Origin of the sequence: Halolactibacillus miurensis, from assembly GCF_900116255.1 — a bacterium.
Lineage (GTDB): Bacteria > Bacillota > Bacilli > Bacillales > Amphibacillaceae > Halolactibacillus > Halolactibacillus miurensis.
Genome location: NZ_FPAI01000002.1, coordinates 171910 through 197285 on the forward strand (window position 1 = coordinate 171910; position 25376 = coordinate 197285).

Annotated in this window: 26 protein-coding genes; 21 read left to right on the forward strand and 5 right to left on the reverse strand. The window is 40.0% G+C overall.

Annotated elements, in window-relative coordinates; translation table 11 throughout:
• The first annotated feature begins 161 nt into the window (after positions 1 to 161).
• The 7 genes from spoIVB (at position 162) to BM390_RS02685 (ending at position 8620) form a co-directional block, all read left to right on the forward strand.
• A complete protein-coding gene (gene spoIVB / locus BM390_RS02655) occupies positions 162 to 1325 on the forward strand; it encodes a SpoIVB peptidase (RefSeq protein ID WP_089852840.1) in 1164 nt (387 codons plus the stop codon).
• Positions 1326 to 1475: 150 nt separating this feature from the next.
• Positions 1476 to 2255, forward strand: a complete 780-nt coding sequence (gene spo0A / locus BM390_RS02660; RefSeq protein ID WP_089852841.1) for a sporulation transcription factor Spo0A — start codon at positions 1476 to 1478, stop codon at positions 2253 to 2255.
• A 109-nt stretch (positions 2256 to 2364) separates the two neighbouring features.
• Positions 2365 to 3717, forward strand: a complete 1353-nt coding sequence (locus BM390_RS02665) for an aspartate kinase (RefSeq protein WP_089852842.1) — start codon at positions 2365 to 2367, stop codon at positions 3715 to 3717.
• A gap of 201 nt (positions 3718 to 3918) precedes the next feature.
• Positions 3919 to 5334 (forward strand): dihydrolipoyl dehydrogenase, encoded by a 1416-nt coding sequence (lpdA, locus tag BM390_RS02670; RefSeq protein ID WP_062319221.1) that lies wholly within the window; start codon positions 3919 to 3921, stop codon positions 5332 to 5334.
• Positions 5335 to 5356: 22 nt separating this feature from the next.
• Positions 5357 to 6340, forward strand: a complete 984-nt coding sequence (locus tag BM390_RS02675) for a thiamine pyrophosphate-dependent dehydrogenase E1 component subunit alpha (protein ID WP_062319223.1) — start codon at positions 5357 to 5359, stop codon at positions 6338 to 6340.
• Between the two features lie 11 nt (positions 6341 to 6351).
• Positions 6352 to 7335 (forward strand): alpha-ketoacid dehydrogenase subunit beta, encoded by a 984-nt coding sequence (locus BM390_RS02680; RefSeq protein WP_089852843.1) that lies wholly within the window; start codon positions 6352 to 6354, stop codon positions 7333 to 7335.
• A 16-nt stretch (positions 7336 to 7351) separates the two neighbouring features.
• A complete protein-coding gene (locus BM390_RS02685; protein ID WP_062319225.1) occupies positions 7352 to 8620 on the forward strand; it encodes a dihydrolipoamide acetyltransferase family protein in 1269 nt (422 codons plus the stop codon).
• Positions 8621 to 8661: 41 nt separating this feature from the next.
• Here BM390_RS02685 and BM390_RS02690 read toward each other — a convergent pair whose 3' ends face one another.
• On the reverse strand, positions 8662 to 8883 hold the full coding sequence (locus BM390_RS02690) for a hypothetical protein (protein WP_062319227.1): 222 nt from the start codon (positions 8881 to 8883) through the stop codon (positions 8662 to 8664).
• 328 nt (positions 8884 to 9211) lie between these two features.
• Here BM390_RS02690 and BM390_RS02695 point away from each other — a divergent pair, with 328 nt between their 5' ends.
• Both BM390_RS02695 and BM390_RS02700 read left to right on the forward strand, forming a co-directional pair.
• A complete protein-coding gene (locus BM390_RS02695; protein WP_082394357.1) occupies positions 9212 to 11242 on the forward strand; it encodes a methyl-accepting chemotaxis protein in 2031 nt (676 codons plus the stop codon).
• Between the two features lie 122 nt (positions 11243 to 11364).
• Entirely contained in the window at positions 11365 to 12318 is a 954-nt protein-coding gene (locus BM390_RS02700) for an aromatic acid exporter family protein (protein WP_089852844.1), read from the forward strand.
• A gap of 75 nt (positions 12319 to 12393) precedes the next feature.
• Here BM390_RS02700 and prli42 read toward each other — a convergent pair whose 3' ends face one another.
• Entirely contained in the window at positions 12394 to 12537 is a 144-nt protein-coding gene (gene prli42, locus BM390_RS02705) for a stressosome-associated protein Prli42 (protein ID WP_089852845.1), read from the reverse strand.
• Positions 12538 to 12764: 227 nt separating this feature from the next.
• Here prli42 and BM390_RS02710 point away from each other — a divergent pair, with 227 nt between their 5' ends.
• Together BM390_RS02710 and BM390_RS02715 are read left to right on the forward strand one after the other, a co-directional pair.
• The gene (locus tag BM390_RS02710) at positions 12765 to 13886 is read left to right on the forward strand and encodes a M20/M25/M40 family metallo-hydrolase (RefSeq protein WP_089852855.1); all 1122 of its coding nucleotides are present in this window, start codon (positions 12765 to 12767) and stop codon (positions 13884 to 13886) included.
• Between the two features lie 181 nt (positions 13887 to 14067).
• The gene (locus BM390_RS02715) at positions 14068 to 15345 is read left to right on the forward strand and encodes a DNA polymerase IV (RefSeq protein ID WP_256212371.1); all 1278 of its coding nucleotides are present in this window, start codon (positions 14068 to 14070) and stop codon (positions 15343 to 15345) included.
• A 40-nt stretch (positions 15346 to 15385) separates the two neighbouring features.
• Here the strand turns inward: BM390_RS02715 and rnz are convergent, their stop codons facing one another.
• The 3 genes from rnz to BM390_RS02730 form a co-directional block, all read right to left on the reverse strand.
• The gene (gene rnz, locus BM390_RS02720) at positions 15386 to 16312 is read right to left on the reverse strand and encodes a ribonuclease Z (RefSeq protein ID WP_089852846.1); all 927 of its coding nucleotides are present in this window, start codon (positions 16310 to 16312) and stop codon (positions 15386 to 15388) included.
• Entirely contained in the window at positions 16312 to 17313 is a 1002-nt protein-coding gene (gene namA / locus BM390_RS02725; protein ID WP_089852847.1) for an NADPH dehydrogenase NamA, read from the reverse strand. The genes rnz and namA overlap by 1 nt, the downstream gene beginning before the upstream one ends.
• 99 nt (positions 17314 to 17412) lie before the next feature.
• Positions 17413 to 18132, reverse strand: coding sequence for a glycerophosphodiester phosphodiesterase (locus BM390_RS02730; protein ID WP_062319233.1), 720 nt, complete (start codon positions 18130 to 18132; stop codon positions 17413 to 17415).
• An 85-nt stretch (positions 18133 to 18217) separates the two neighbouring features.
• On the opposite strand from BM390_RS02730, the gene BM390_RS02735 reads away from it, so the two are divergent.
• The 10 genes from BM390_RS02735 to BM390_RS02780 all read left to right on the forward strand — a co-directional run bounded on the left by BM390_RS02735 (position 18218) and on the right by BM390_RS02780 (position 25295).
• Positions 18218 to 19000, forward strand: a complete 783-nt coding sequence (locus BM390_RS02735; RefSeq protein ID WP_062319235.1) for an SDR family NAD(P)-dependent oxidoreductase — start codon at positions 18218 to 18220, stop codon at positions 18998 to 19000.
• 45 nt (positions 19001 to 19045) lie between these two features.
• Positions 19046 to 19273 (forward strand): YqkE family protein, encoded by a 228-nt coding sequence (locus BM390_RS02740; protein ID WP_062319237.1) that lies wholly within the window; start codon positions 19046 to 19048, stop codon positions 19271 to 19273.
• A gap of 45 nt (positions 19274 to 19318) precedes the next feature.
• The gene (locus BM390_RS02745) at positions 19319 to 19861 is read left to right on the forward strand and encodes an NUDIX hydrolase (protein WP_062319239.1); all 543 of its coding nucleotides are present in this window, start codon (positions 19319 to 19321) and stop codon (positions 19859 to 19861) included.
• A gap of 94 nt (positions 19862 to 19955) precedes the next feature.
• Entirely contained in the window at positions 19956 to 20555 is a 600-nt protein-coding gene (locus BM390_RS02750; RefSeq protein ID WP_062319241.1) for a stage II sporulation protein M, read from the forward strand.
• A gap of 108 nt (positions 20556 to 20663) precedes the next feature.
• Positions 20664 to 21119 (forward strand): ferric iron uptake transcriptional regulator, encoded by a 456-nt coding sequence (gene fur / locus BM390_RS02755; protein WP_062319243.1) that lies wholly within the window; start codon positions 20664 to 20666, stop codon positions 21117 to 21119.
• A 76-nt stretch (positions 21120 to 21195) separates the two neighbouring features.
• Positions 21196 to 22080, forward strand: coding sequence for a site-specific tyrosine recombinase XerD (gene xerD, locus BM390_RS02760; RefSeq protein ID WP_062319245.1), 885 nt, complete (start codon positions 21196 to 21198; stop codon positions 22078 to 22080).
• A 207-nt stretch (positions 22081 to 22287) separates the two neighbouring features.
• Positions 22288 to 22638, forward strand: a complete 351-nt coding sequence (gene spoIIAA / locus BM390_RS02765) for an anti-sigma F factor antagonist (protein ID WP_062319247.1) — start codon at positions 22288 to 22290, stop codon at positions 22636 to 22638.
• Entirely contained in the window at positions 22638 to 23072 is a 435-nt protein-coding gene (gene spoIIAB, locus BM390_RS02770) for an anti-sigma F factor (RefSeq protein WP_062319249.1), read from the forward strand. Before spoIIAA ends, spoIIAB begins: the two co-directional genes overlap by 1 nt.
• Position 23073: 1 nt before the next feature.
• The gene (locus BM390_RS02775) at positions 23074 to 23811 is read left to right on the forward strand and encodes a SigF/SigG family RNA polymerase sporulation sigma factor (protein ID WP_062319251.1); all 738 of its coding nucleotides are present in this window, start codon (positions 23074 to 23076) and stop codon (positions 23809 to 23811) included.
• A gap of 44 nt (positions 23812 to 23855) precedes the next feature.
• Positions 23856 to 25295, forward strand: a complete 1440-nt coding sequence (locus tag BM390_RS02780; RefSeq protein WP_089852848.1) for a spore germination protein — start codon at positions 23856 to 23858, stop codon at positions 25293 to 25295.
• Positions 25296 to 25376 lie beyond the last annotated feature (81 nt).

Consider the following 25376-nt stretch of genomic DNA (forward strand, 5'->3'; position numbering starts at 1 on the left):
AAAAGCAGTATCCATCATGCCTGTAACGTTATTGTCTTCGACATATCTACGCTATTCTCATCTCTCTTAGTAATTCCTGCTAGCTTTACTTAACATTACAATGAGTACAACACGTCATTTTGACGTAAGCTAGTCGTATCAAATTGAAAGGAGAGGATGACATGATCAAACGTTTAAATTTAGCACTCTTTGTTTTTTTAACGGTGCTAACCATGGTGTTTCCAATGGCTTTAACGATTCATGCGGAAAGTCTGCCACGGTCCCAATTAAGTCAAAAAAATGAAAAGGAGGCAGGAACATTTACGGTTGTTGATGTGACTTTAGCTCAAAATGATGTACCGGCATTAACAACCAAGGTGAGACAAATAAGCCAACAACTTATTCCTTCAGGACAATCGATTGGCATGCAAATTGAAGGCAGTGGGGTAGTTATTGTTGGATTTGAAGAATTATCCTACAATAACGAAAAAGTCTCACCAGCAAAAGACGCTGGTTGTGAAGTTGGTGATATTATTGTATCCATCAACGGAACAGATATACGAAAAATGTCTGATGTCACGACATCTTTAAAAGCGTTACCTGAAGAAAAAGACTTAACAATGGAATTATTAAGAAAAGGAGAAAAAATCGCGATTCATTTAACACCCATCCAAGATGATCAAGATGTATCACGACTGGGTCTGTTAATCCAAGACCAGTTATCAGGTGTTGGTACACTGACGTATATTGATCCTGAAACAAAGAGTTATGGTGGTTTAGGTCATAATATTTATCCGTTAGATCAACAAACAGAGAATGTGGAGGAAGGTTTGATTTTTTACTCATTTGTTGATCGGATAAATAAAAGTGCCAAAAATGAACCAGGAGAAAAAGAAGCGCATTTTTTGGCTGAAAAAGGTGTATTAGGTGCCATTCGTCAACACTCAGTGTTTGGTATATTTGGTGAATTAACCGAAGTCAATGGTGCCATTCTCGGGTTAGATCCCATACCTGTCGCTAAACCGAGTGAGGTTGAAGTTGGACCAGCTGAATTTCTCACGGTTATTTCAGGTGAGAAAATCGAACGCTTTACGTGTGAAGTGATTGATGTGTCCGAACAAACGACACCAGCGATTAAAAGTTTTATTATTAAGTTGACCGATGAACGCCTGATTGAAAAAACAGGCGGAATTGTGCAAGGGATGAGTGGTAGTCCGATTATTCAAAATGGAAAGCTGATTGGTGCAGTGACGCATGTGTTTGTCAACGATCCACTAAAAGGATATGGCGTCCATTTAGAATGGATGTTAAGTGTCCAACAACAACATCAAGAAGAAGCAGCATAATAGAAATAGACAAGCCACATGGCTTGTCTATTTTTGTCGAATAGTTACTTCTTTTAGCAAGTTTTAGGAAGTTTATTAAAAGATGCAGGAATTTCATTCGCGATGTCGAAATTAACATGTGGTTTACATCGTAAAAAGGAGGAAAAAGTGATGAAACAAACAGAAGTGGTGTTTATTGATGATAATCTGGCTTTAACAGAGATGCTTGAAGAATATTTCTCTGAAAGACAAGGTTATGATGTGTTAGGCGTTGCCAATAATGGTGAAGAAGGTGTCCAGCTAGTCAAAGACATGGAACCAGATGTCGTGTTATTAGATATTATTATGCCACAAATGGACGGTATTAGTGTGCTGGAAGCGATTCAATCGATGCGCTTGAAGAAGAAGCCACAGGTCATTATGTTGACGGCATTTGGTCAAGAAGATGTGATGAAGCGAGCGAGTGAATTAGGCGCGAGTTATTTTATCCTTAAGCCGTTTGACTTTGAGCAGTTAGAGCATAAAATTCAAGCGGTTCAAGGTTTTAATGAAATGAAACGCAATACAAGCAAATTACCAGACCATAACCGTAAAACATTTGATTTAGAAGCAAGTATTACCAATATTATTCATGAAGTCGGTGTTCCAGCTCATATTAAAGGTTATATGTATTTACGTGAAGCCATTACGATGATTTTTCATGATATCGAATTACTAGGCTCCATTACGAAAATTTTGTATCCGGATATCGCCAAAAAATTTAATACAACACCTTCGCGAGTGGAACGTGCGATTAGACACGCGATTGAAGTGGCTTGGGCAAGGGGGAATATCGATTCAATCACAGATTTATTCGGTTATACCGTTCATGCGAATAAGGCGAAACCGACCAATTCTGAATTTATTGCGATGGTCGCGGATCATTTGCGTTTAAAATATAAAGCTAGTTAGTCGGGTGCTACATAAAAAAATTCAAATAATCTGAATTTTACTATAACAATTTCTGCGCATATATGATAATATTTATACTATTATAAAGATTATTGGAGATGTTAAAGAGATGAAAGTAGCAAAATTCGGGGGAAGTTCAGTCGCAAATGCTGAGCAATTAAAAAAAGTAGCCAATATTATTCAAGCAGATGACGATCGACGTATCATTGTCGTCTCTGCGCCGGGAAAAAGAAATAGTGATGATATGAAAGTCACTGATTTACTCATTGAACTAGGGGAGGCGTATCGTCTCGGTCAATCACATGAGGCGCCACTTCAAAATGTATTAGATCGTTTTGATGCCATTTTAGAAGAACTACAGCTATCGAAAGTTGTGTTAGCGGATATTCAGTCGCAAGTAGAAAAAATCTTTAACGATGGTAATGATCTTGCTTCAAAACTCGATGCCATTAAAGCCATTGGAGAAGACTCGCTTGCTAAAATATTAAGCGAATACTTACAATCATTAGGTATTCACGCTCGTTATGTTAATCCAAAAGAAGCGGGTCTCATTTTAAGTGATCAACCTGGTAGTGCTCAAATCCTAGATGAGAGCTTTGAGCTGATTCATCGGTTACGAGACAGTGAAGACATTGCTGTCATTCCAGGCTTTTTCGGATATACTAAAGAAGGGAAATTAGTCACTTTCTCTCGCGGAGGCAGTGATATAACCGGTTCGATTGTCGCAGCGGGTGTGAAAGCTGATTTATATGAGAATTTCACCGATGTTGACTCTGTTTATTGTGTGAACCCCCAGATTGTCAATAATCCAAAAGAAATTACGTCGTTGACGTATAAAGAAATGCGTGAATTATCCTATGCAGGCTTTTCAGTCTTCCATGCCGAAGCACTCATTCCAGCTTTTAAAGAAAAGATTCCTGTCTGTATCAAAAATACGAATAACCCAACTGCCAAAGGCACAATGATTGTTAGTGAGAAAAAAGATGTGAATCAAGCCGTTGTTGGTATTGCGAGTGACGCAGGGTTTGTGAGTCTATATGTAAGTAAGTATTTAATGAACCGCGAAATTGGTTTTGGCCGACGGTTACTTAATATCTTAGAAGATGAAGGCATTTCATTTGAACATACGCCTTCAGGAATTGATGATTTATCCGTTATTATTCGAGCGAATCAACTGACAGAAGAAAAAGAAGCGATTGTCATTAACCGAATCAATAAAGAACTAAAACCCGATACAGTTTATATTGACCGCGGTCTTGCGCTTATTATGATTGTTGGTGAGGGCATGCATAGCTTTGTAGGAACCGCCGCAAAAGCGACAAAAGCTTTTGAAGAAGCCCATGTTAATTTAGAGATGATCAATCAAGGATCTTCAGAGGTATCGATGATGTTTGGTATTAAAGAAGAGGGTGTGAATCGCGCGGTTCAATCACTCTACAAAGTATTTTTTGAAAACAATTAAATGTAAGCTGATGTGAAAGACATCCGTCTGTCCTAATAGGAATAGACGGATGTTTTTTTGCCGTTAATAGCTTGAAAAGTGATTGTTATATAACCAGGTACTAATATCTAATTATAATTACATCTTGAAAATTATATAATAAAGCGCTATGATGAAACATGTATGAGGTGCTATAAATCTTATATTAAAAGGAGTCTTTTTATGTCAAAAAATTATGACCTAGTCATACTGGGTGGTGGTATGGGTGGCTATATATCTGCGATTCATGCCCGACAATTAGGTAAAACTGTCGCCTTAGTAGAGAAAGAAAAGTTAGGTGGGACCTGCCTTCATAAAGGGTGTATCCCAACAAAAGCACTACTAAAGAGCGCAGAAGTATTTCAAACAGTAAAAAAATGTGGGCGTTTTGGTGTGAAGGTAAAAGAACTTGCTTTAAATTACGTTGAAGCATTCGAACGCAAAAATAACGTCGTTGATAAATTGTATCAGGGGGTACAACAGTTGATGAAAAAACATCGAGTAGATGTGTATAAAGGCGTGGCCAGGTTGCTCGGTCCGTCGATTTTTTCTCCAATGGCTGGTGCCGTCTCAGTAGAAATGGAAGACGCGAATGAAACATTAATAGGGAAGAATGTTTTAATTGCGACAGGCGCACGGCCGAGAGAAGTGAGTCAATTACCCATTGATCATCAACACATCTTAACGTCCGATGATTTACTTGACCTTGATGACTTACCGACATCGCTTACGATTGTGGGTGGGGGTGTGATTGGTGTGGAGTGGGCATCGATGATGCTTGACTTTGATGTACCGGTTACGCTGATTGAACGAGAAGGAGCACTGTTACCTGGGTTTGATCACGATATTCAACAAGAAGTGTTAAATCAATTAAAACAACGCGGCTTAACCGTGCATCTAAATGCTAATGTGACCGACACGAAAGTACAGGAAGACACATGTGTTTTGACAGGCATGAAAGACGATGAAACATTTACCGTATCATCAAGTCATGTACTTGTCAGTGTCGGACGGGTGGCTAATACCGACCAACTCGGTCTTAGTAATACGAATATTACGACCGACAAGGTGGGTTTTATCGAGGTGAATGAACATTTTCAAACAAAAGAGTCACATATTTATGCTGTTGGGGATTGTATCGGTGGCAAACAACTCGCACATGTGGCCAGTGCCGAAGGAAAGCTCGCGGTTAAGCATATGTTTGATGAAAAAGTTGATTTAACCCCACTTCACTATATTCCTAGCTGTGTCTATGCTTCACCAGAAGTAGCCACCGTCGGTTTAACTGAAGAAGAAGCGAAAAATCAGTTTGCGGATGTGAAAACAGTAAAGTTTCCATTCCAAGCAATAGGAAAAGCGATTATTTCAGATGAGACAAATGGGTTTGTAAAGCTAGTGATTGATCAACAAACACGCGATTGTCTTGGTGTTTCTATTATTGGCGAAAAGGCAACAGAACTCATTTCTGAAGCGGGAATGGCACTCGTATTAAATGCATCCATTGATGAATTAGGGGAGACGGTACACCCGCATCCTTCATTATCTGAAGCAATCGCAGAAGCTAGTCTTTTAGCAATGGATCAACCGGTGCATATTTAGCATGTTGAAGGAGGATGACACGATGTCAGAAAAAAATCAAATATTAACAGATCGACAGCTATTAGATATGTTTTATTATATGTTATTAGCAAGACGCAGTGATGAGCGGATGTGGTTACTGAACCGTTCAGGGAAAATTCCCTTTGTCGTCTCATGTCAAGGACAAGAAGCGATGCAAGTTGCGAGTAGTTTTGCCTTAGCAAAAGGTGTTGACTATACCGCCCCATATTACCGCGATGTAGGTGTTGTGTTGACGATGGGCATGACCGTTAAAGAGTTATTTTTACAAGCTTTCGCAAAAGCAGAAGATCCTAATTCGGGTGGTAGACAAATGCCAGGGCACTTTGGTCACCGAAAATTGAATATGCTGTCAGGATCATCTCCAGTGACAACACAGGTACCCCATGCTGTCGGTATGGCCCTTGCATTAAAGATGAAACAACAACCGGCTGTCAGCTTTGTGACACTTGGAGAAGGCTCTAGTAACCAAGGTGATTTTCATGAAGGTTTAAACTTTGCGAGTGTCCATGATTTGCCTGTCATCGTTATGGTTGAGAATAATCAATATGCCATCTCTTGTGGGATTGAGCAACAAGTGAATTGCGCAAAAATTTCTGACCGCGCCCTCGGTTATGGTATTCACGGTGAGACGGTTGATGGGAATGATCCAGTTGCTGTTTATACAGCCGTAAAAGCAGCAAGAGAAAGAGCGTTAAACGGAGAAGGACCATCATTGATTGAGGCAGTCGGTTACCGTTTAACACCACACTCAAGTGATGATAATGATTTAACATACCGTACGAAAGAAGAAGTTAACGCTGCAAAGGAAAAAGATGGTTTGATTATCTTTAGACAACAATTAAAAAAACAAGGGATTTTAACCGATGAACTCGAATCAGGTTACGAATCAAAAATTAAAGCTTTAATAGATGAGGCAACAACCTACGCAGATGAGGCACCGTATGCCGATGAACAGACATTATTTGATGGTGTGTATCACCAATAGGAGGGTTCAATATGACAGTGATGTCTTATATAGAAGCGATCAATCGTGCAATGAAGGAAGAAATGCGTCGAGACGATGATGTATTTCTACTAGGAGAGGACGTCGGTAAACGTGGTGGCGTCTTTCGAGCAAGTGAAGGATTATATGAAGAATTTGGAGAAGCTAGGGTCATCGATACACCTCTAGCTGAATCGGCGATTGTAGGTGTGGGAATTGGTGCAAGTATGTACGGCATGAAACCTATTGCTGAAATCCAATTCGTTGATTTTATTTTACCAGCCGTCAATCAAATCATTTCAGAGGCTGCTAAAATGCGCTACCGTTCAAATAATGATTGGAGTTGTCCGATCACTATTCGGGCCCCATACGGTGGCGGCGTTCACGGGGCGTTGTATCATTCGCAGTCACTTGAAGCTCTATTTGCTTCACAACCGGGCTTGAAAATCGTCATGCCATCTTCACCAAAGGATGCCTTAGGTTTATTAAAAGCCGCTATTAGAGATCCTGATCCAGTGCTGTATTTTGAACATAAAAAGGCATATCGCTTACTAAAAGAAGATATTCCAGATGAAGAAGTCTTGATCGAAATTGGCAAGGCCAATACCGTTAGAGAAGGTGATGACTTAACCGTTATTACGTATGGCTTATGTGTTGAGTTTAGTAAAAAAGCAGCCGAAAAGCTAGCAACACAAGGCTACGAGGTCGAACTGGTAGATTTACGTACGGTCTATCCATTAGATGAACAAGCCATTATTGAGGCGGCCAAAAAAACAGGTAAAGTCTTACTGATCACGGAAGATAATAAAGAAGGCAGTATCATTAGTGAGGTTTCAGCGATTATTGCGGAACATTGTTTGTTTGACCTCGATGCGCCTATTTTTAGATTAGCGGCACCGAATGTACCAGCCATGCCTTATGCGCCCCCACTAGAAAAAGCGTTTATGGTCAGTGAGGACAAAGTGTATGAAAAAATGTTAGAAGTCGCCCAGTACTAGTAGAGGAGGGAAAACCATGACGTTAAAAACAATGAATATGCCGCAGCTCGGCGAAAGCGTAACTGAAGGAACGGTGAGTCAATGGCTTGTCTCCGTCGGCGATGAAGTCGATCTGTATCAACCGCTTGTCGATGTAATGACTGATAAGGTTAATGCTGAAGTGCCTTCAAGTTTTAAAGGCATTATTAAAGAGTGCCTTGTTACAGAGGGGGAAACGGTCGCTGTTGGAACACCTCTTTGTCATATTGAGGTAGAAGAAGTAGAATCACCTAAAAGCGAAGCAACAGAAGCAAAAGCGACAGAGCAAAAACCGTCTGTCGCTCAGGAAAATCAATCGATGAAGAAACGTTATTCACCGAAAGTCTTAAGTTTAGCGAGTGAACACGGTGTTGATCTAAATGCTATCACGGGGACAGGGATAAATGGTCGGATCACAAGAAAAGATGTTGAAGTCTTTGTAGAAAAACAAACATCACAAACGACCAATGAGAAACAAACTGACATTTATTTATCTCAACCGACACAAACACCAGCGACACAGGATAACTTTACTAATAATAAACAATCACCGCGTCCTGAATTTAAAGGGGATCGTGAAATTCCAGTGACGGGTATCAGAAAATCAATTGCTGAGAACATGGTCCGGGCAACGTCAGAAATTCCACATGCCTGGATGATGATCGAAGTCGATGTGACAAATTTAGTGAACTATCGTAATGCTGAAAAAGCGAAGTTTAAAGAACAAGAAGGCTATAACTTATCGTATTTCTCTTTCTTTTTAAATGCTGTCGCAAAAGCACTAAAGAAGTTCCCTGAACTGAATAGTTCTTGGCAAGGCGATACGATTGTCCAACACAAAGATATTAATTTATCGATTGCGGTCGGAAATGAAACAGAATTATATGTCCCAGTCATTAAGAATGTCGATGAGAAAAGTATCAAAGGCATCGCAAAAGATGTCCATGTGCTCGCCCATAAAGCGAAACACGGACAATTAACAAAAGAAGACATGACCGGTGGAACATTCACCGTAAACAATACCGGCACATTCGGTTCGGTGCAGTCCATGGGTGTCATCAATTATCCGCAAGCCGCCATTCTCCAAGTCGAGTCGATTGTGAAGCGTCCGGTGATTATTAATGATATGTTCGCTGCTCGTGATATGGTGAATTTATGTCTCTCACTTGACCACCGCGTGTTAGATGGCGTGATCTGTGGCAGGTTTATGTCACATGTCAAAGAAATACTTGAGAATATCTCGGGAGATACGACGCCGATTTATTAATATGTACGCATGCATATAATATAGTTAAACAAGAAAAAGAGTCAGTGGTTTTGACTCTTTTTCTTGTTATTTTCAATTTTAAGGGTCTTATTTATAATCACACTCGCAACAACCAAGCCAATGAAAAAAACAGCTAAACCAGTAAATACGACACCATAAACTATGTCACGAGCGTTAAACTGATTATAAGCATGAAATGCCATTGTGGTCGCACTTATGGTTAAAGACACTATGATTAATGGGCGGGTTTTCACATTTTTCAAAACAGTTTCCCCTTTCTTTAACTTTCAAAAAACTATGAGGTGGTATATGTCGCATGCGCTTAGTTAGTCTCAGTATAGCACATATGAAAATGACTGGAATAAAAGGACATGATAGCATGAGTCATCTTACTAAGTCATGATTTTTTAAATTCTGAGGAATGAAGCAAATACAGGCTTAAAGTCTTTGGTTTAAAAACATGTGTCAATAGCAAATGAAAGACGTGTAGATGCTAGATGTATTTATATTAAAAAAATGTATAAAAAGTATTTAATGTTTGTGACAATTCATGTATAATTGTGTAATGTTTCACATGAAAGGGGTGGGTGTATGTCGAAAAAAATAAAGAAGACATCGTCAAAAAGAAAGATAGATCAAATAACCCAACAGAAAAACAGAAGGGGGATTAGACAACGACTGACAGTGGCGTTTAGTATCGTTTCGCTACTGGCTATCTTTGTGATAGGTGGACTGGTTTACTGGTTAGCATCTGAAGCTTTAACAGATGAAGTAAGCGAAAAAGTTGCAACGACATCCGACATACATATGGAAAAGTTAGACCGTTTTATGTATGAACGTACATACGATTTAAATGTATTGCAACAACGCTTAATATCAAGCCCAGACGGAAATAATAGCTTGATTAAAGCACTTCGCGAAGAAGTTTATTTCGAGCGCCTCACGGTGTTCGATGCTAGCGGGAATGTGATAGAAGATACTTCACAAGCATCGACTAATCTACTGCCTGCGATAGAGTTAGCGTCGTCTTCTGAGGTGACTGTCTCAGACGCCTTATATGATGACGCTTTAGGTGAACAAGTGATATATATCTATTATCCGATGGATAATAACGGTGTCTTACGCGGAGCCTTCCCGATTCGTTACATTTGGGATGAAGTCAATCAGATTGCCAGTGACACTGTGACGGTTGAGTTAGTCAATCAAGCAGGTGAACAATTGGCCGACACAACAACGAGTGCCTCGGTTGAAGGTGAAACGAAAACAGCCTCACTTGATCCGGATTCTCTGTTATATAGACGGATCAATAGCCTTGAAAAAGGGGAAGTGGGTAGTGTACACGCCGATTCAAGCACCGGGATTGATAGTTTGATTGGCTATAGTAAAAGTAGCGGTTATCAAAACTATCAAGGCAATGATTGGGTACTGATTGTGACAGAACCGACCAGTTTAGCCTTAGCGCCAGTCGCGGAATTACGCCAAATTATTCTGATTGTCGCAGGCGTCACTTTGCTGGTTGTTATTTTAACGGCGCTGATGTTAGCACATTCAATAGCCAAGCCGATCATTTCACTCGCCAAAACAGCTGAAGCAATCGCAAAAGGTGAATTGGATCAAGCGGTTGATGTAAAAGCTACAGGTGAAGTGGGGACTCTTGCGGCTAGTATTTCAACGATGGTTGAGAACTTACGTGATTTTGTTAAAACAACGACAAAAGAAGCGGATGCTTTAGATGGTGAATCAAAACAATTATCATTAGAAAGTCGTGCCTTAACGGAAGGAACGACCCAGCTCAATGATGTCATGACCTCGATTGCTGAAGGAGCAGAAGAACAAGCTCAAATAACGGCGGATATCTCACTCTTTACAGATACGTTAACAAAAGAAACCGAAGCAATGCTTATGCAATCAGATCAACTGAAACGTTTCTCTGAAAAAGTGAAGCAATCGTCGGTTAATGGATTATCGCAAATGGATCATTCATTTAAGCAAATGAAAAATATTAACCAAGACGTTGAAACGGCCAATAGTCGGATGCAGTCACTTGAAGCGAAAACAAAAGCCGTTGTCGATTTAACCTCTGTCATTAATGACATCACCGAACAAACGAATCTTCTCGCTTTAAATGCAGCGATTGAGTCAGCACGAGCCGGTGAAGCGGGTAAAGGCTTTGCGGTAGTTGCGAATGAAATTCGCAAATTAGCCGATCAAGTCTCAAAAGCGGCGGTCGATATTGAGACGGTTATTCTTGAGATGAATAATGAATCACGTCTTGTCAATGAAGCGCTAAAAGAAACCGTCAAAGAAACAGGTCAAGGTATGGCGGAGTTAACAAAATCAAAAACGAACTTTACAACCATTCATGACCAAGTAACAGAACTAAATGATGTCATTGAACAGATGAAATCACAATTACAACAAGTGGATGCCAGTAGTCTGTCGATTCATACTAGTGTGAAAAAAGTGGCGAATATTAGTGAAGAAAGTTCGGCAAGCATTGAAGAAACAACCGCAACAATTGAAGAACAAAAGCGAGCGGTCGATGAGTTAGATGAACAGGCCCATACACTGGAACGTTTATCACTCAGACTAAAAGAACAGCTCTATCGTTTTAAAATATAATGGGGACGGTCCAGGCATCAATTGCTTGGGCCGTATTGACATGAAAAGGATGTAAGATTAGGATATAATAAGAGCATAAGAACATGATAAATGTTCTTGAGATAAGAGAAAGAGGTGATGGGATGCAAATAGGCTATCGTACGCTAAAAACGGCCATTGCGGCACCAGCAGCGGTATTTATTGCTGAGATGTTGCAATTAGATAATTACGGTTCGGCCGGGATTATATCCGTTCTTTGTATACAACCGACACGGAAACAATCGTTTTTAACGGCTTGGCACCGGATTGCTGCGGGGTTATTATCCATGGTCTATGCTTATGTCATTTTTGAGTGGATCGGTTATTCACCACTGACCATCGGGCTATTACTGTTACTGTTTATCCCAGTCACAAATAAATTACATATTACACCGGGGATTGTGACCAGTCTCGTCATATTGTTTCATTTTTATGCCGCAAGGCGCGTGGACGTAGATATTGTGATCAATGAGTCACTCATTATGTTTATTGGGATTGGTGTGGCGCTCTTGTTAAATCTTTATATGCCGAACTTAGATAACAAGTTTATCGAGCTCCGTAAAGATGTCGAAGCGAATTATCAAACCTTTTTCCGCAGTATTGCCTCCTATTTAAGAGGCGAAAGTACGATGATTAATACAACTGTACTCGAGAGCACGAAGAAAATTTTGCGAGAGGCAGACGATTTAGTCCAGCGAGATATGGAGAACAGTTTTTCAAAAAGTACGAGTTACCGGCGTCGTTACTTTTCGATGCGTGACATTCAACTCCACTCATTGGAGCGCATGTTAAAAGTGATGCGTCCACAAATGGTGTCTGTGAAACAAGCCAAATTGATTGCTGATTTATTCGATGATTTAGCTGATGCGATTTACCCGGAAAATCCGGTTGAATATCATATCAGCTATGTCGATGACTTATTGGAACGTTTCGAAAAGCAAGATTTACCGAAAACGCGCGAAGAGTTTGAAATCCGTGCAGATTTATTTCAGTTACTCAATGAAATTGATCACTATCTTGCCATCAAAAATCAAACCGTAAAAGATGTGATTGATTGAAGTACGTGATTGACATATAGATTATAAAAAAACGTCAGGTCCCGTAATGGGTCCTGACGTTTGTCGATGGTGACATTATAAAATATAGGTTAAACCAGATGCCATTAGTGAACCGACCATCGCAAGAATCATGACGTAAACAATGATTTTTTGACGACGCTCACGTTTTGATGGCTTTCTTGTTTGTTCTTGTGGTGCTTTTTTTGTGTGCTTTGCCATTAGTAAACCTCCAAGCATGATGTAAGTTTTGAAATCATTGAATATTATTAGATTATCTCTACTCAAACAGTCTTTCAAAATAATTTCTATTTTTATTTTAGCGCGAATCCAAATAAGATACAAGTAAAACTTCTCAGAAGCCTTCATCCGCTGCCATCATTGACAAACGCTTGATTAATGGAGTAACGTAGAAGGAGAAAAATATGAAACTGAAGGGAATGGACAAAATGATTAATGAAGCACGGTTAGTCGATGAATTTTTAACACTCGTTCAAATTGATTCAGAAACAGGACATGAAGGAACGATTCAAACACGATTAAAAGCCTTATTTGAGTCACTTGGTGTTGAAGTAAAAGAAGATCAAGCGAAAGAAGCGACGGGATTTGGAGCCAATAACTTGATTTGTACGTTGAAAGGTAATGTAGATGCCCCGACCATTTACTTTACCTCACATATGGATACGGTGGTACCTGGTAAATGTGTGAAGCCCCTCATTGATGGTGACGTGATTAAATCCGATGGGTCAACCATTCTTGGCGCCGATGATAAAACAGGCCTTGCGGCCATCTTTGAAGCAATCCGAGTCTTAAAAGAACAAAATATAGCTCATGGTGATATTCAGTTTGTTATAACTGTCGGTGAGGAATCGGGTCTTGTTGGTGCCAAAGCTTTAAATAAAGAGATGATTCATGCCGAATTCGGTTATGCGCTTGATAGTGATGGACCTGTTGGGGATGTCATCGTGGCAGCGCCAACACAAGTGAAAGTGTTTGCGAAGCTCCACGGAAAAACAGCCCATGCTGGTGTCGCACCGGAAAAAGGCGTTTCCGCGATTACGATGGCATCCAAAGCGATTAGTCGGATGCCCCTCGGCCGGATCGATGAAGAAACAACGGCGAATATTGGCCGTTTCTCGGGTGGGGATAAGACGAACATTGTTTGTGATTATGTCGAAGTGTTAGCAGAAGCGCGTTCACTCGACCAGGATAAGGTTGAACAACAAGTGAAAAAAATGGTGGAGGCGTTCGAGGCAGTCGCGGCTGAAATGGGTGGTCGGGCTGAAGTGGAAACAGAATTTATGTATCCAGGCTTTAAACGAAATGAATCAGATGACGTTGTTCAAATCGCCAAAACAGCCATTGAACAAATCAATCGTACGTTTGTCGTTAAAACGAGCGGCGGCGGAAGTGATGCTAATATTATTTCTGGTTTTGGGATTCCAACGGTCAACTTGGCGGTAGGTTATCGTGATATTCATACAACGAATGAAGCCATGCCGATTCAAGAACTTGTTAAAATTACTGAACTCGTTGTTGAAATCATTAAAACAGTCACACAGAAAGCTTAATGTTCCTAACCACACTCACGTAAACGGGTGTGGTTTTTCAATGTTTAGATCAATGAAGATCCAACACGTGCATAATTATTTGTTGTGTCCGCCATCACAAACACATGTATTCCCTTTTACTTTCAGGTTGTGATACGATAGAGCTAGAACGGTTGTTCTTAAGAGAGGAGAGTCAGATAAGGTGAGTTATTATCCCAAAAAAGGACGCGTTATTTTTCATGTGGATATGAATAGTTTTTATGCCTCAGTTGAAATGGCGTATAATCCTTCGCTAAAAGGAAAACCGCTTGCCATTGCTGGAAATCCTGAGGAACGCCGCGGTATTATCGTCACAAGTAGCTATGAAGCAAGAGCCAAAGGTGTCAAGACAACGATGCCACTATTTCAAGCGAAAAAGCTTTGTCCGGAATTGATTGTCTTAAAACCTAACTTCGAACGTTACCGCGAAGCATCAAAAGCCATGTTTAAGGTAATGGCAGAGATTACTGACAAAGTTGAACCCGTTTCGATTGATGAAGGGTACTTAGACATTAGTGAGTGTGAGACGCAAGGCAGTCCACTTGAAATCGCTGAAAAATTACAACAACGTCTTTTAAATGAACTAGATTTACCATGCAGTATCGGGATTGCCCCGAATAAGTTTTTAGCTAAGATGGCCTCAGATATGAAAAAGCCACTCGGTATTACGGTGTTACGAAAAAGAGAACTAGCGCAAGTGTTATGGCCACTAGATATTGGTGAGATGCACGGGGTTGGGGCTAAAACAAAAGAAAAGCTTAATCAGATAAATATTTATACAATTGGCGACTTAGCTGTGGCTGATGATGTCATTTTAAGGCGTGTGCTTGGCATTAACGGAGTAAGGTTGATCAAGCGCGCTAACGGAGAGGATCATCGAGCGGTCGATCCTGATAGTGTGTTTGATTTTAAGAGTGTGGGCCATTCAGAAACATTAAGGCACGACACCATCGATGAGACGATACTGTTATCATTGATTCGGAAACTATCCAATAAAGTATCGATCCGTCTTAAAAGAAAAGCTTACATCGGTGAAACGGTCCAGCTGATGATTCGTTATTATGATCGTAAAACGATTACGCGAAGTGTCACGGTCCATCGACCGATTGAACAAGCAGGGGATATCTATGGCCTTGCGACCCAGTTATTTGAGATGCATTGGAATGGTGAGGCGATTCGTCTACTTGGTGTGACTGTTCAAGGACTGATTGAGAAAAAACACTACTACGAACAACTCGATTTGTTTCACTATAAAGATCATTTAAAACATGAACAACTCGAATCAACGATTCAAGCACTAACAAATAAGTATGGATACAACCCGTTTGATCGCTCTTTGAAGAAAAAGAAACAAACTGATTCGCTGATTGATTCAGAGTCAAATCAACCGACAACAAGTTTTCAAAAAGATTTTTTAGATGATTATCGACAAGACAACTAGCCACTTTCCTTAATATAAGGAGGTGGCTAGTTGTCTTTCATTACGATCGCTTCGGGACAGTGTAAGTCATAAAATCATAAGCGAAAGCGGTCTGTTGAAAAATTATTTGTGCATCTTCTAAGAGCGTGTTCAGTTGATGCGGATCATAACGCTGGGATAGGTGATTAATAATGAGCTGGTCAACATTTCCTAATTGAGCAAGTTCACATGCTTCATCAATCGTACTATGCGAATGACTTCTCGCAAGTTCCACGAGTGCTTGTTCATAAGTCCCTTCATGAATCAGTAATTGACTCCCTTTAATAAAATCAACTAAAGCGTCAACAGGGCCGGTATCACCGAGAATGCTTATGACGCGGCCTTTTTTATCAGGACCGATAACATCACGGCGCATAATCACGCGCCCGTCAGGTAAGGTTGTTTCTGGTTGGTCTTTGATTTGTTGATAGAGGGGTGAAGGTTTGAGACCAAGTGCTTGTAACTTTTGAACGTTTAGTTCTCCTAATTGATTGTGCTCACACACTTTAAAGCCGAAAGAAACAAGACCATGGTTTAACTGTTTGACGTGAACATCACATGTCTTTAGCTGGAACACACCACCGTCGACTAAATCATGATAATGAATCACATAAGGTACATGCGTGCCACTCACACGAAATGCCGTGTCAATAAAGGTCTGTATACCCTTAGGTGCGTAAATATCGACAGGTGACGTACCATCTAAAAAGGCACGACTTGACAATAGCCCCGGTAATCCATAAATATGATCGCCATGTAAGTGCGTGATGAAAATTTTGCTAATCTTACGGGGCTTGATCGATGTTTTTAATATTTGATGTTGGGTAGCTTCCCCGCAATCAAATAACCAAATACCCTCCCCTTTATTCGTTAAATCAAGAGCTAAACTAGACACATTACGGTTATTAGACGGAAGACCAGAACCTGTGCCTAAAAAAGTAACGTGCATTAGTTCCACCCTCGCTTATATGGTGTAGGTGCTTCCAGTTCAACGTTTAATGCCTCACTAGCCACTTTTGGCCAGTACGGATGACGTAAGAGCTCGCGTCCAATAAAAATCAAATCCGCTCGTTGATTGTTTAAAATCTCTTCGGCATGTGCCGCTTCCGTAATCAAGCCGACGGCGCCAGTAGCAATGTCTGCCCCGCGTTTAATCATCTCGGCGTGAGCGACTTGATAGCCTGGGAAGACATTGATAGGCACATTCACGACACCACCGGTGGAGACATCGATTAAATCAACGCCTTGAGCTTTCATTTCTTGGCTGAAGTAGATGAAATCTTCAGCCGTATTGCCTGCTTCATGGTATTCATCTGCAGAAATTCTAACAAACAATGGACCATGAAAGACAGCTTTAACGGCGTCAATGACTTTTTTTACTACCTGATAACGATGTTCTCTTGTGCCACCGTAAGCATCGCTGCGTTTATTCGTAAGCGGTGATAGAAATTGGTTTAATAAATAACCGTGAGCCGCGTGAATCTCAATAATATCAAACCCTGCTTTTCTCGCACGAATCGCGGCGACTTTGAATTGGTCAATCATTTGATCAATCATGTGCGGCGTCATAGCTGTCACAGTACCCTCTTCACTAAAAGGCGCAATGGGTATGTCATTTGTCTGGGCTTTTATACCGGCATGTCCAAGTTGAATCGCCGCATGAGCCTCGTGGGCGTGAATCCGGTCTGTTAAGGTTTTCAACCCCTCAATATGATCATCTGACCATATACCTAAGTCACTAGGTCGAATCCGTCCGCGTGGTTCGATGGCTGTTGCTTCGACCATCACAAGACCTGTGCCTCCAATAGCGCGTGATTCATAATGTGTCACATGAAACGGGGTCACGATTCCGTCTTCTTTTTCCACAGCGAACATACACATGGGTGACATCACGATGCGGTTTTTCAATGTTATATTTTTAATTGTAAAAGGTTCAAATAATTTTGCCATAGAAATCACTCCTAAATTTTTAAAATGTTAAAATAAGGGCTTTTAGAAGCCACCACGTCAAAATACGTTAGAGTTTAAAAGGTCGATAATTGACCTAACTTAAACATCTGGTGATGTTCTTAATGCTGGGTCGTCAGTAATAATCCCGTCAACACCTGCCCGTAAGTAGTCATCAAATAAGACCGCATCATTGACGGTATAAAGATGCAAGTAAAGACCAAGTGAATGGACGCGTTTTAAGTAGTCCGTTGTAAAAGCTTTATAATGTAAATGCACACCGTCAATATAGCCACAGTGTTTTTTCAATAAACGTTCACTCAGTTGTTTTTTCGTCAAATAACCTGTCGTAAGTGCTGGATTTAACGTTTTTACTTGTTTTAAATACGCTGGATTGAAACTGGACAAAGTTAATTTTTCCGTTTTCTTAACGTGTTTTAACTGTCTCAGCGTTTCACTAACAAGTCCACGGTCGTTATAGCGATGGCTTTTTAATTCAATATTTAAAAACAGGTTGGTTGTTTCCCACCAATCAAGCAATTGGGGTAGGGACAGAATTTTATCTTCATGAAAAGCCTGATCAAACCATTCACCGTTAGATAACGCTAATAATGTCTTTAATGTGTAATCCTTAATTTTACCATGCGCAGGTGTCGTGCGATCGACCGTCGCATCATGCATAACGATAACGGCGTGATCCTTTGTTAATTGAACATCTGTCTCAATCCCGTCAGCTTCTAAAACTAACGCGTGTTTAAAGCTTGACAGCGTGTTTTCAGGCGCATACTTACTTGCCCCTCGATGTGCATAAATAAGCGTCACCAACATCACCTCAATTTTTGTTTGCAGTCTCTTTTAAATCGTAGCATAATAAGAGGAGAGAAAACAGTAAAAAGGTGGGGCTTTTATGAAAAAAGATACGATTGTCATTACTGGCGCAACCAAGGGGCTAGGTCGGGCGTTAAGTTATCAATTAGCAAGAGAAAACCGTACGTTAGTTCTAATTAGCAGAAGTGAAGATAAACTAACGGCATTGGCACATGACTTACAATCAAAAGGAGCCACCGTCTTTATTTACCCAATGGATTTAACTGAAACGTCAAAGCTAGGGTCACTTGTTGAAGAAGTTTTGACCGATGTTTCTTCGGTGGATGTCATCATTAATAATGCGGGCTTTGGATTATTTGAATATGCTACAGGCACGCCCAGAGAAACGACTTCACAAATGTTTCACTTAAATGTGCTCTCTATGATGGAACTTAATCGTTTACTTATACCTGAGTTTATCAGACGCAACACGAAGACACACATTATTAATATCGGCTCTTTGGCAGGTAAATTAGCGACGCCTAAAGCGACGAGTTATGCGGCGACAAAACATGCGGTGATTGGTTATTCTAATGCTTTGCGACTGGAATTAAACGATACAAATGTTGCGGTGACAACCGTTAATCTCGGTCCCGTCAAGACGTCATTCTTTAAAACAGCAGACCAATCCGGTCAGTATGAACAAGCGGTTGAAAAAATCATGTTAACACCTGAGAAGGTGGCAGTAAAAATTGATCGCTTACTCTATACGAATAAACGCGAACTAAATTTACCGTTATGGATGAGTTTTGGCAGTAAACTACATGCTTTGTTTCCGCGAACGTTAGAATTTTTTATGCAAGGTGCTTTTAACAAAAAATAATGAAAACACGAAAAAGTAACCAACTTAATTAAGGAGTTTTGAAAAATGAGTAAACGTGAACTGAAAAAGATGACAAAAGATGCCGAAGAACGTTTAGGTAAAAAAGAAGTTGATTTACTACAGCGAATGAAATCAAAATTATTGAAAGACGAAGAAGAAGCATTAGGGCGCCAAAAGAAAGCCAAACGAAAAGCTGCGCTCGAACGCGAAAAAAATAAAACGTTCGAGGAATTGTTAAGCGAGAGTGAGATGGACTGGCATCAGTATAAGTAATCCGGTACAGTAAAAATGAGCTTAACCATACTTAGGAGGGAAGACATGAGTAAATTTGAAGAAAAGACAATACTATCACAAGAGATTTTTAACGGTAAAATAATCAAAGTCAGTGTGGATGATGTGTTATTACCTAATGGAGAAACCTCGATTCGTGAGCTTGTAAAACATCAAGGTGCTGTTGCAATTATTGCTGTGACGAAGGATCAACGGGTAGTGATGGTTGAACAATACCGTAAGCCGCTCGAAAAAAACTTAGTAGAAGTGCCCGCCGGTAAGCTTGAACCGGGTGAGGCTCCTGAAGTGACTGCGGTGAGAGAATTAGAAGAAGAAACGGGGTTTACCACAAACCAATTGGAGTATGTCACGTCGTTTTATACAACGCCAGGCTTTTGTGATGAGCGTATTTATTTATACTATACGGATAAATTAATCCCATTAATAGAAGAAAAAGCCCTTGATGAAGATGAATTTTTAGATTGTGAGACTTATACGATGGAAGAGCTTGATCAACTTGTAAAAGATGAGCGCATTCATGATTTAAAAACGATGTATGCTCTGCAGTATTTGAAATTACGCGGCTTTTAATTATTATGTGAAATTGTTGATCACCTGATATTTAACATCATTCTGTCGTTTCCTTCATAGAATAGAAAAGAATAACTATATGGAGGGACGACTTTTGAATCAATCAACTATTTTTCACTACATCATCCAACATAAACATCAACTCATTGGTTTGTTTGTTCTGTTTCTTATAGGTGTCGTATTAGGCAGTTATACGTTGGTCCATTCTTTTTCTGAGACGTTCACCTTGTCTGTCCCGAGTTTTACCGTCAGTGAATGGTCATTAACTGAATACGGGACGTTGTTGATAGACAATATGTGGCTATACGTCGTCATATATATTGCTGGACTATCCTTCATTGGTGTCCCCATCATTTATTTTATATACGTATTGTTAGGCGTACGGGTCGGCTATACGATTGCGATATGTTTGTCTACTTTTGAGTTTAAAGGGATAGGACTAGCGATGAGCGCATTGGTGGTCGATCACCTTGTTTTCTTGCCGTTAAGTTTAATATTTGGCATTCAAGCGTTACATATACATAAACTGTTTTTTAGTAAACAGTCATCTCATACGTCAATGCAGCTCCCTCGTACATTGAGTCTCTACCACCGACGGATGGTTTTGTGGGTTGTCGTGATTATGGTTTTATCTGGTATCGAATACAGTTATTTTATGTATGTCTTCCCAAAACTTTTGGCTGTTTTCACTTAACGCTCATGATAAGAATGTGTTATTGATAATCATTTACACTTGATAATAATTTTAATTGACAGACGACATATCGCTGACTATAATTGAGAATGTAGGGAGGTTTCCGTGATGGAACATCGTATTGAACGTATTAAAAAACAATTACATGCTGAAAGCTATAAGTTAACCCCTCAACGGGAAGCGACCGTACGTGTACTACTTGAAAGAGAAGAAGACCACTTAAGTGCTGAGGATATTTATTTACTCGTGAAAGAAAAAGCACCTGAAATAGGTCTAGCAACGGTTTACCGAACCCTTGAATTATTATCAGAACTTAAAATTGTGGATAAAATTAATTTTGGTGATGGTGTCTCACGTTATGACTTACGTAAAGAAGGGGCAGCGCATTTTCACCATCATTTAGTCTGTATGGAATGTGGCACAGTGGAAGAAATCGTTGAAGATTTACTTGAAGATGTTGAGAAAAAAGTTGAAGATCAATGGCAATTTCAAGTGAAAGACCATCGATTAACGTTTCACGGAATTTGTCGCCATTGCCAACAAAAAAATAAGGAATCCAATTAAATCACAGGTGACCTGTGATTTTTTGTTTCATTTTTACTTTTTCGTATTTTTATGTATCAATGAAAAGAGGGATTAAATGATAAATGAACGTCAAGATTTTATTCAGTATATTAAAATTGAACGTGGCTTAAGTGACAATACGATTGAGTCTTATCAGCGCGACTTAATCCAATATGAGGTCTTTTTAACATCGCAACAGATTAAGCAGTGGGAAGACGTGAGTCGTGAGGTTTTGTTGATGTATTTGTATGACATCAAAGATGCTGGAAAAAGCGAAGCGACAATCCAACGGGTTCTATCAACCTTACGGTTGTTTCACCAATTTTTAAAACGAGAAAATCGCGTGTCACATGATGCGAGTTTACATATTGATACGCCAAAAAAAAGACAAACATTACCTGAAGTCCTCTCTGTTAGTGAAGTTGAACAGTTATTAGATATAGACGTGACAACACCGCTTGAATCACGCACGAAAGCGATGCTTGAACTCATGTATGCGACTGGTTTACGTGTGTCTGAATGTATCGGACTAAGTCTTAATGATTTACATTTAGATATTGGCTTTATCAGGCTCATTGGAAAAGGGAATAAAGAGAGGATTATCCCGTTAGGTGAAGTAGCAACAGAAGCGGTTAGTGAGTATATTGCCCATGCTCGATTAGTACTCATAAAAAATAAACAGCATCACACGTTATTTGTCAATCACCATGGCAATCCTCTCTCTCGTCAAGGATTTTTTAAACTTATTAAGCAGCGCGCAAAAGATGTTGGGATAAAAAAAGATATCTCGCCTCATAAATTGCGACACTCGTTTGCCACGCACTTGTTAGAAAATGGGGCGGATTTAAGAGCAGTGCAGGAAATGTTAGGGCATAGTGATATCTCAACGACACAAATATATACACATGTCACAAAAAAACGACTCCAAACGATTTATCAGACCTATCATCCAAGAGCTTAGCGCTAAACACAGGGAAACCTGTGTTTTTTTCTTTCATCCTTTTTTATTATTTTTTTCTGTTTTCAAACGAAAGCTCTGATGTCGATTCTCTTCTAGTTTTAGCGATAGCTGACTAGTTTTCTGGTGTGGCAGGTAAACCGTCTTTCCTCGCCGAAATCTGTTGATGAAAGTGAAATTAACGTAATCTATTCAGAGAGGAAGACGATGATGGGATTAATGAAAGAATTCGAAGTACACGATGATTGTTTAATTGTCAGATTAACAGGAGATTTAGATCATCACGAGACAGATCAGTTTAGAGAAGAATGGATGTATTATTTAACGAACTATCCGATTAACCACGTTATTTTATCACTTGCAGGTGTTGACTTTATTGATAGTTCGGGTTTGGGTGTGATTTTAGGCCGTTATAAAGTACTAAAAAGTTATGGAGGGAGTTTAGTGATTTGTGGTATTACCCGACAAGTTAAACGCCTATTTGATTTATCCGGGTTATTTAAAATTATCACGTTCACTGAGGACGAATATGATGCGCGTGAATGGCTGGGGGTTTCCTAATGAAAAATGAAGTAGTTGTTCAGTTCCCGAGTTTAAGTGAGTATGAAAGCTTAGCGCGTGTGATTGTCTCTAGCTTTATGTTGCCATATGACCCGACCTTTGATGAGCTATCTGATGTGAAGACGGTCGTCTCAGAAGCGGTCACCAATGCGATTATCCACGGCTATGAATATCAACCGGGCATTGTTGAATTAAGGCTAGCTATTGTCGCTGGTATATTAACGATTGTGATTAAAGATAACGGTCAAGGCATTGACAATATTGAACAAGTCAAAGAACCATTATTCACAACAAAACCAGAGTGTGAACGTTCTGGCATGGGCTTTACTATTATGGAGCAATTTATGGACCGTTGTCATATTGAGTCGACACCTGGTAAAGGCACTGTCGTGACGCTTGAAAAAATGTTAGTGTCCGTTGCGATGGGTGTATAAGATGGCGGCAGATTTACTAAAAGATGATGAATTGAAACGATTAATTATTCAAGCGCAACTACACGATGCGAACGCCAAATCCATTCTTGTCGAAAAAAACGAACGGCTTGTTTGGTCGATTGTTAATCGTTATAAACATCGGGGTTACGAGTCGGAAGATTTATTTCAAATGGGTTCCATCGGCTTAATTAAGGCGATAGATAAATTCGACTTGTCTTACGATGTGAAGTTTTCAACATATGCGGTCCCGATGATTATCGGGGAAATCCAGCGATTTTTACGTGATGATGGTGTGATTAAAGTCAGTCGAACGTTAAAAGAAATCGCCGTAAAAGTCCATCATCAACGTGAACGTATCATGAAGTCGACAGGTAAAGTGCCAAGTATTCATGAGTTAGCGGTTCAATTAGACTTAACAACGGAACAAATCATTGAAGCAGAAGAAGCGGTAAGACGTCCACAATCGATTTATGAATCGATTTATGAAAGTGACGGACAAGCGATTCTTTGTTTAGATCAGCTCGCCAGTGACGCACCCGATGTCGTTGAGCGTTTGTTAGTAACAGATAGCCTCAACCGTTTAGCAAGACGCGAAAAAATCATCATGTACTTACGTTATTTTAAAGACTGTACCCAAATGGAAGTAGCCGAACGTTTAGGTATCTCGCAAGTACAAGTGTCACGCTTAGAAAAGAAAAGCCTCCAATTACTTAAAAACTATTTATCTCAAGAAGTATAGCCCGATTCTTTTTTGACTAAACTGTCAAAAAAGGAGGGAAATAGATGGATGAGAAAGTAGTAGGGCGTTGCGATCTAATCAAAAAGAAAATGACCCGTGAAATGGGGCTAGGACAATCGTTCGACTTAGGCATCAGACGGTTTCATTTGCAGGGGGTTGAAGTCGACTTATATTTTGTCAATGGTTTAGCTGATACAGAACAAATTATTCGTTTGCTTGGAAATATGCAGTATCAACAAGAAACTCGAGGACTTAATGTCTTTACGGTTTTATTTGACCGTTTAACGCACCAACAAGTGCGGGAAGAGAAAGATTTTACGGTCGCCATGACCGATGTCTTGTCCGGTTTGATTTGTTTAGTTGTTGACTGTGACACCCGCTTTTTATTGATTGATGTCAGACAGTACCCTGGGAGAAACTCAGAAGAACCCGATACAGAACGTGTCGTAAGAGGCTCACGTGATGGCTTTACCGAAAATATTATAGAAAATACGGCGCTTATTAGAAGGCGGGTACGCGACCCTCATTTGCGTCATGAAATCATTAAAGTTGGTAAGCGATCACAAACGGATATTTGTCTATCCTATATTGAAGGATTATGTGACCAAGACCTCGTCGACTTAGTCAAAAAAGAACTGGATATGATTCAGATTGATGCGTTGCCGATGGCTGATAAAACACTAGAAACCTATTTAGTTAAACAAGGGTATAATCCTTTTCCGTTAGTCAGGTATTCAGAACGACCGGATGTGTGTGCCGCCCACTTGTTTGAGGGACATCTACTCGTGATTGTAGATACGTCACCAAGTGTGATGATTGCGCCAACAACGTATTTTCATCATTTACAACACGCGGAAGAATATCGACAATCCCCATTTATCGGGACATTTATTCGTTGGATCCGTTTTGTCGGGGTGTTTTTATCGTTGTTTTTAGTCCCGATTTGGTATTTATTTAGCGAATACCCTGAACTGACACCTGACATACTTAGTTTTGTTGGACCGAAAGAAGAGGCCACGCTCAGTTTGTTTATCCAGCTGTTTCTAGCAGATATGGGGATAGAATTCCTACGTATGGCAGCCATTCATACGCCGACACCCTTAACAACAGCGATGGGGCTCATTGCGGCCGTTTTAATTGGTCAGATTGCTATCGATGTTGGTTTATTCGTACCAGAAGTCATTCTCTATATTTCGATCGCTTCGATTGGTTCTTATCTGACACCAAGTTATGAGTTAAGTATTGCGAATAAGGTGGTGCGACTCATGCTTTTAAGTGTGACTGCCCTATTTGGATTATGGGGGTTTATCGGTGGTGTCACGTTCTTATTCTTATTCCTGGTGACGACAAAAACGTTTCACGTGCCTTACTTATGGCCGGTTATACCGTTTGATTGGCCGATGTTTAAACAACTTGTGTTTAGAACAAGTAAGTCCAGTCAAGAAGCTCGACTGAAGCCAGTAAAGAAACGTAAGAAAACATAACACCTGTCGCTTTTGATTGATTAGTCGCCCTAGATATGATAAATTAATGCTATTCTAAGAAAGTTTGACGAGAACGTCGTC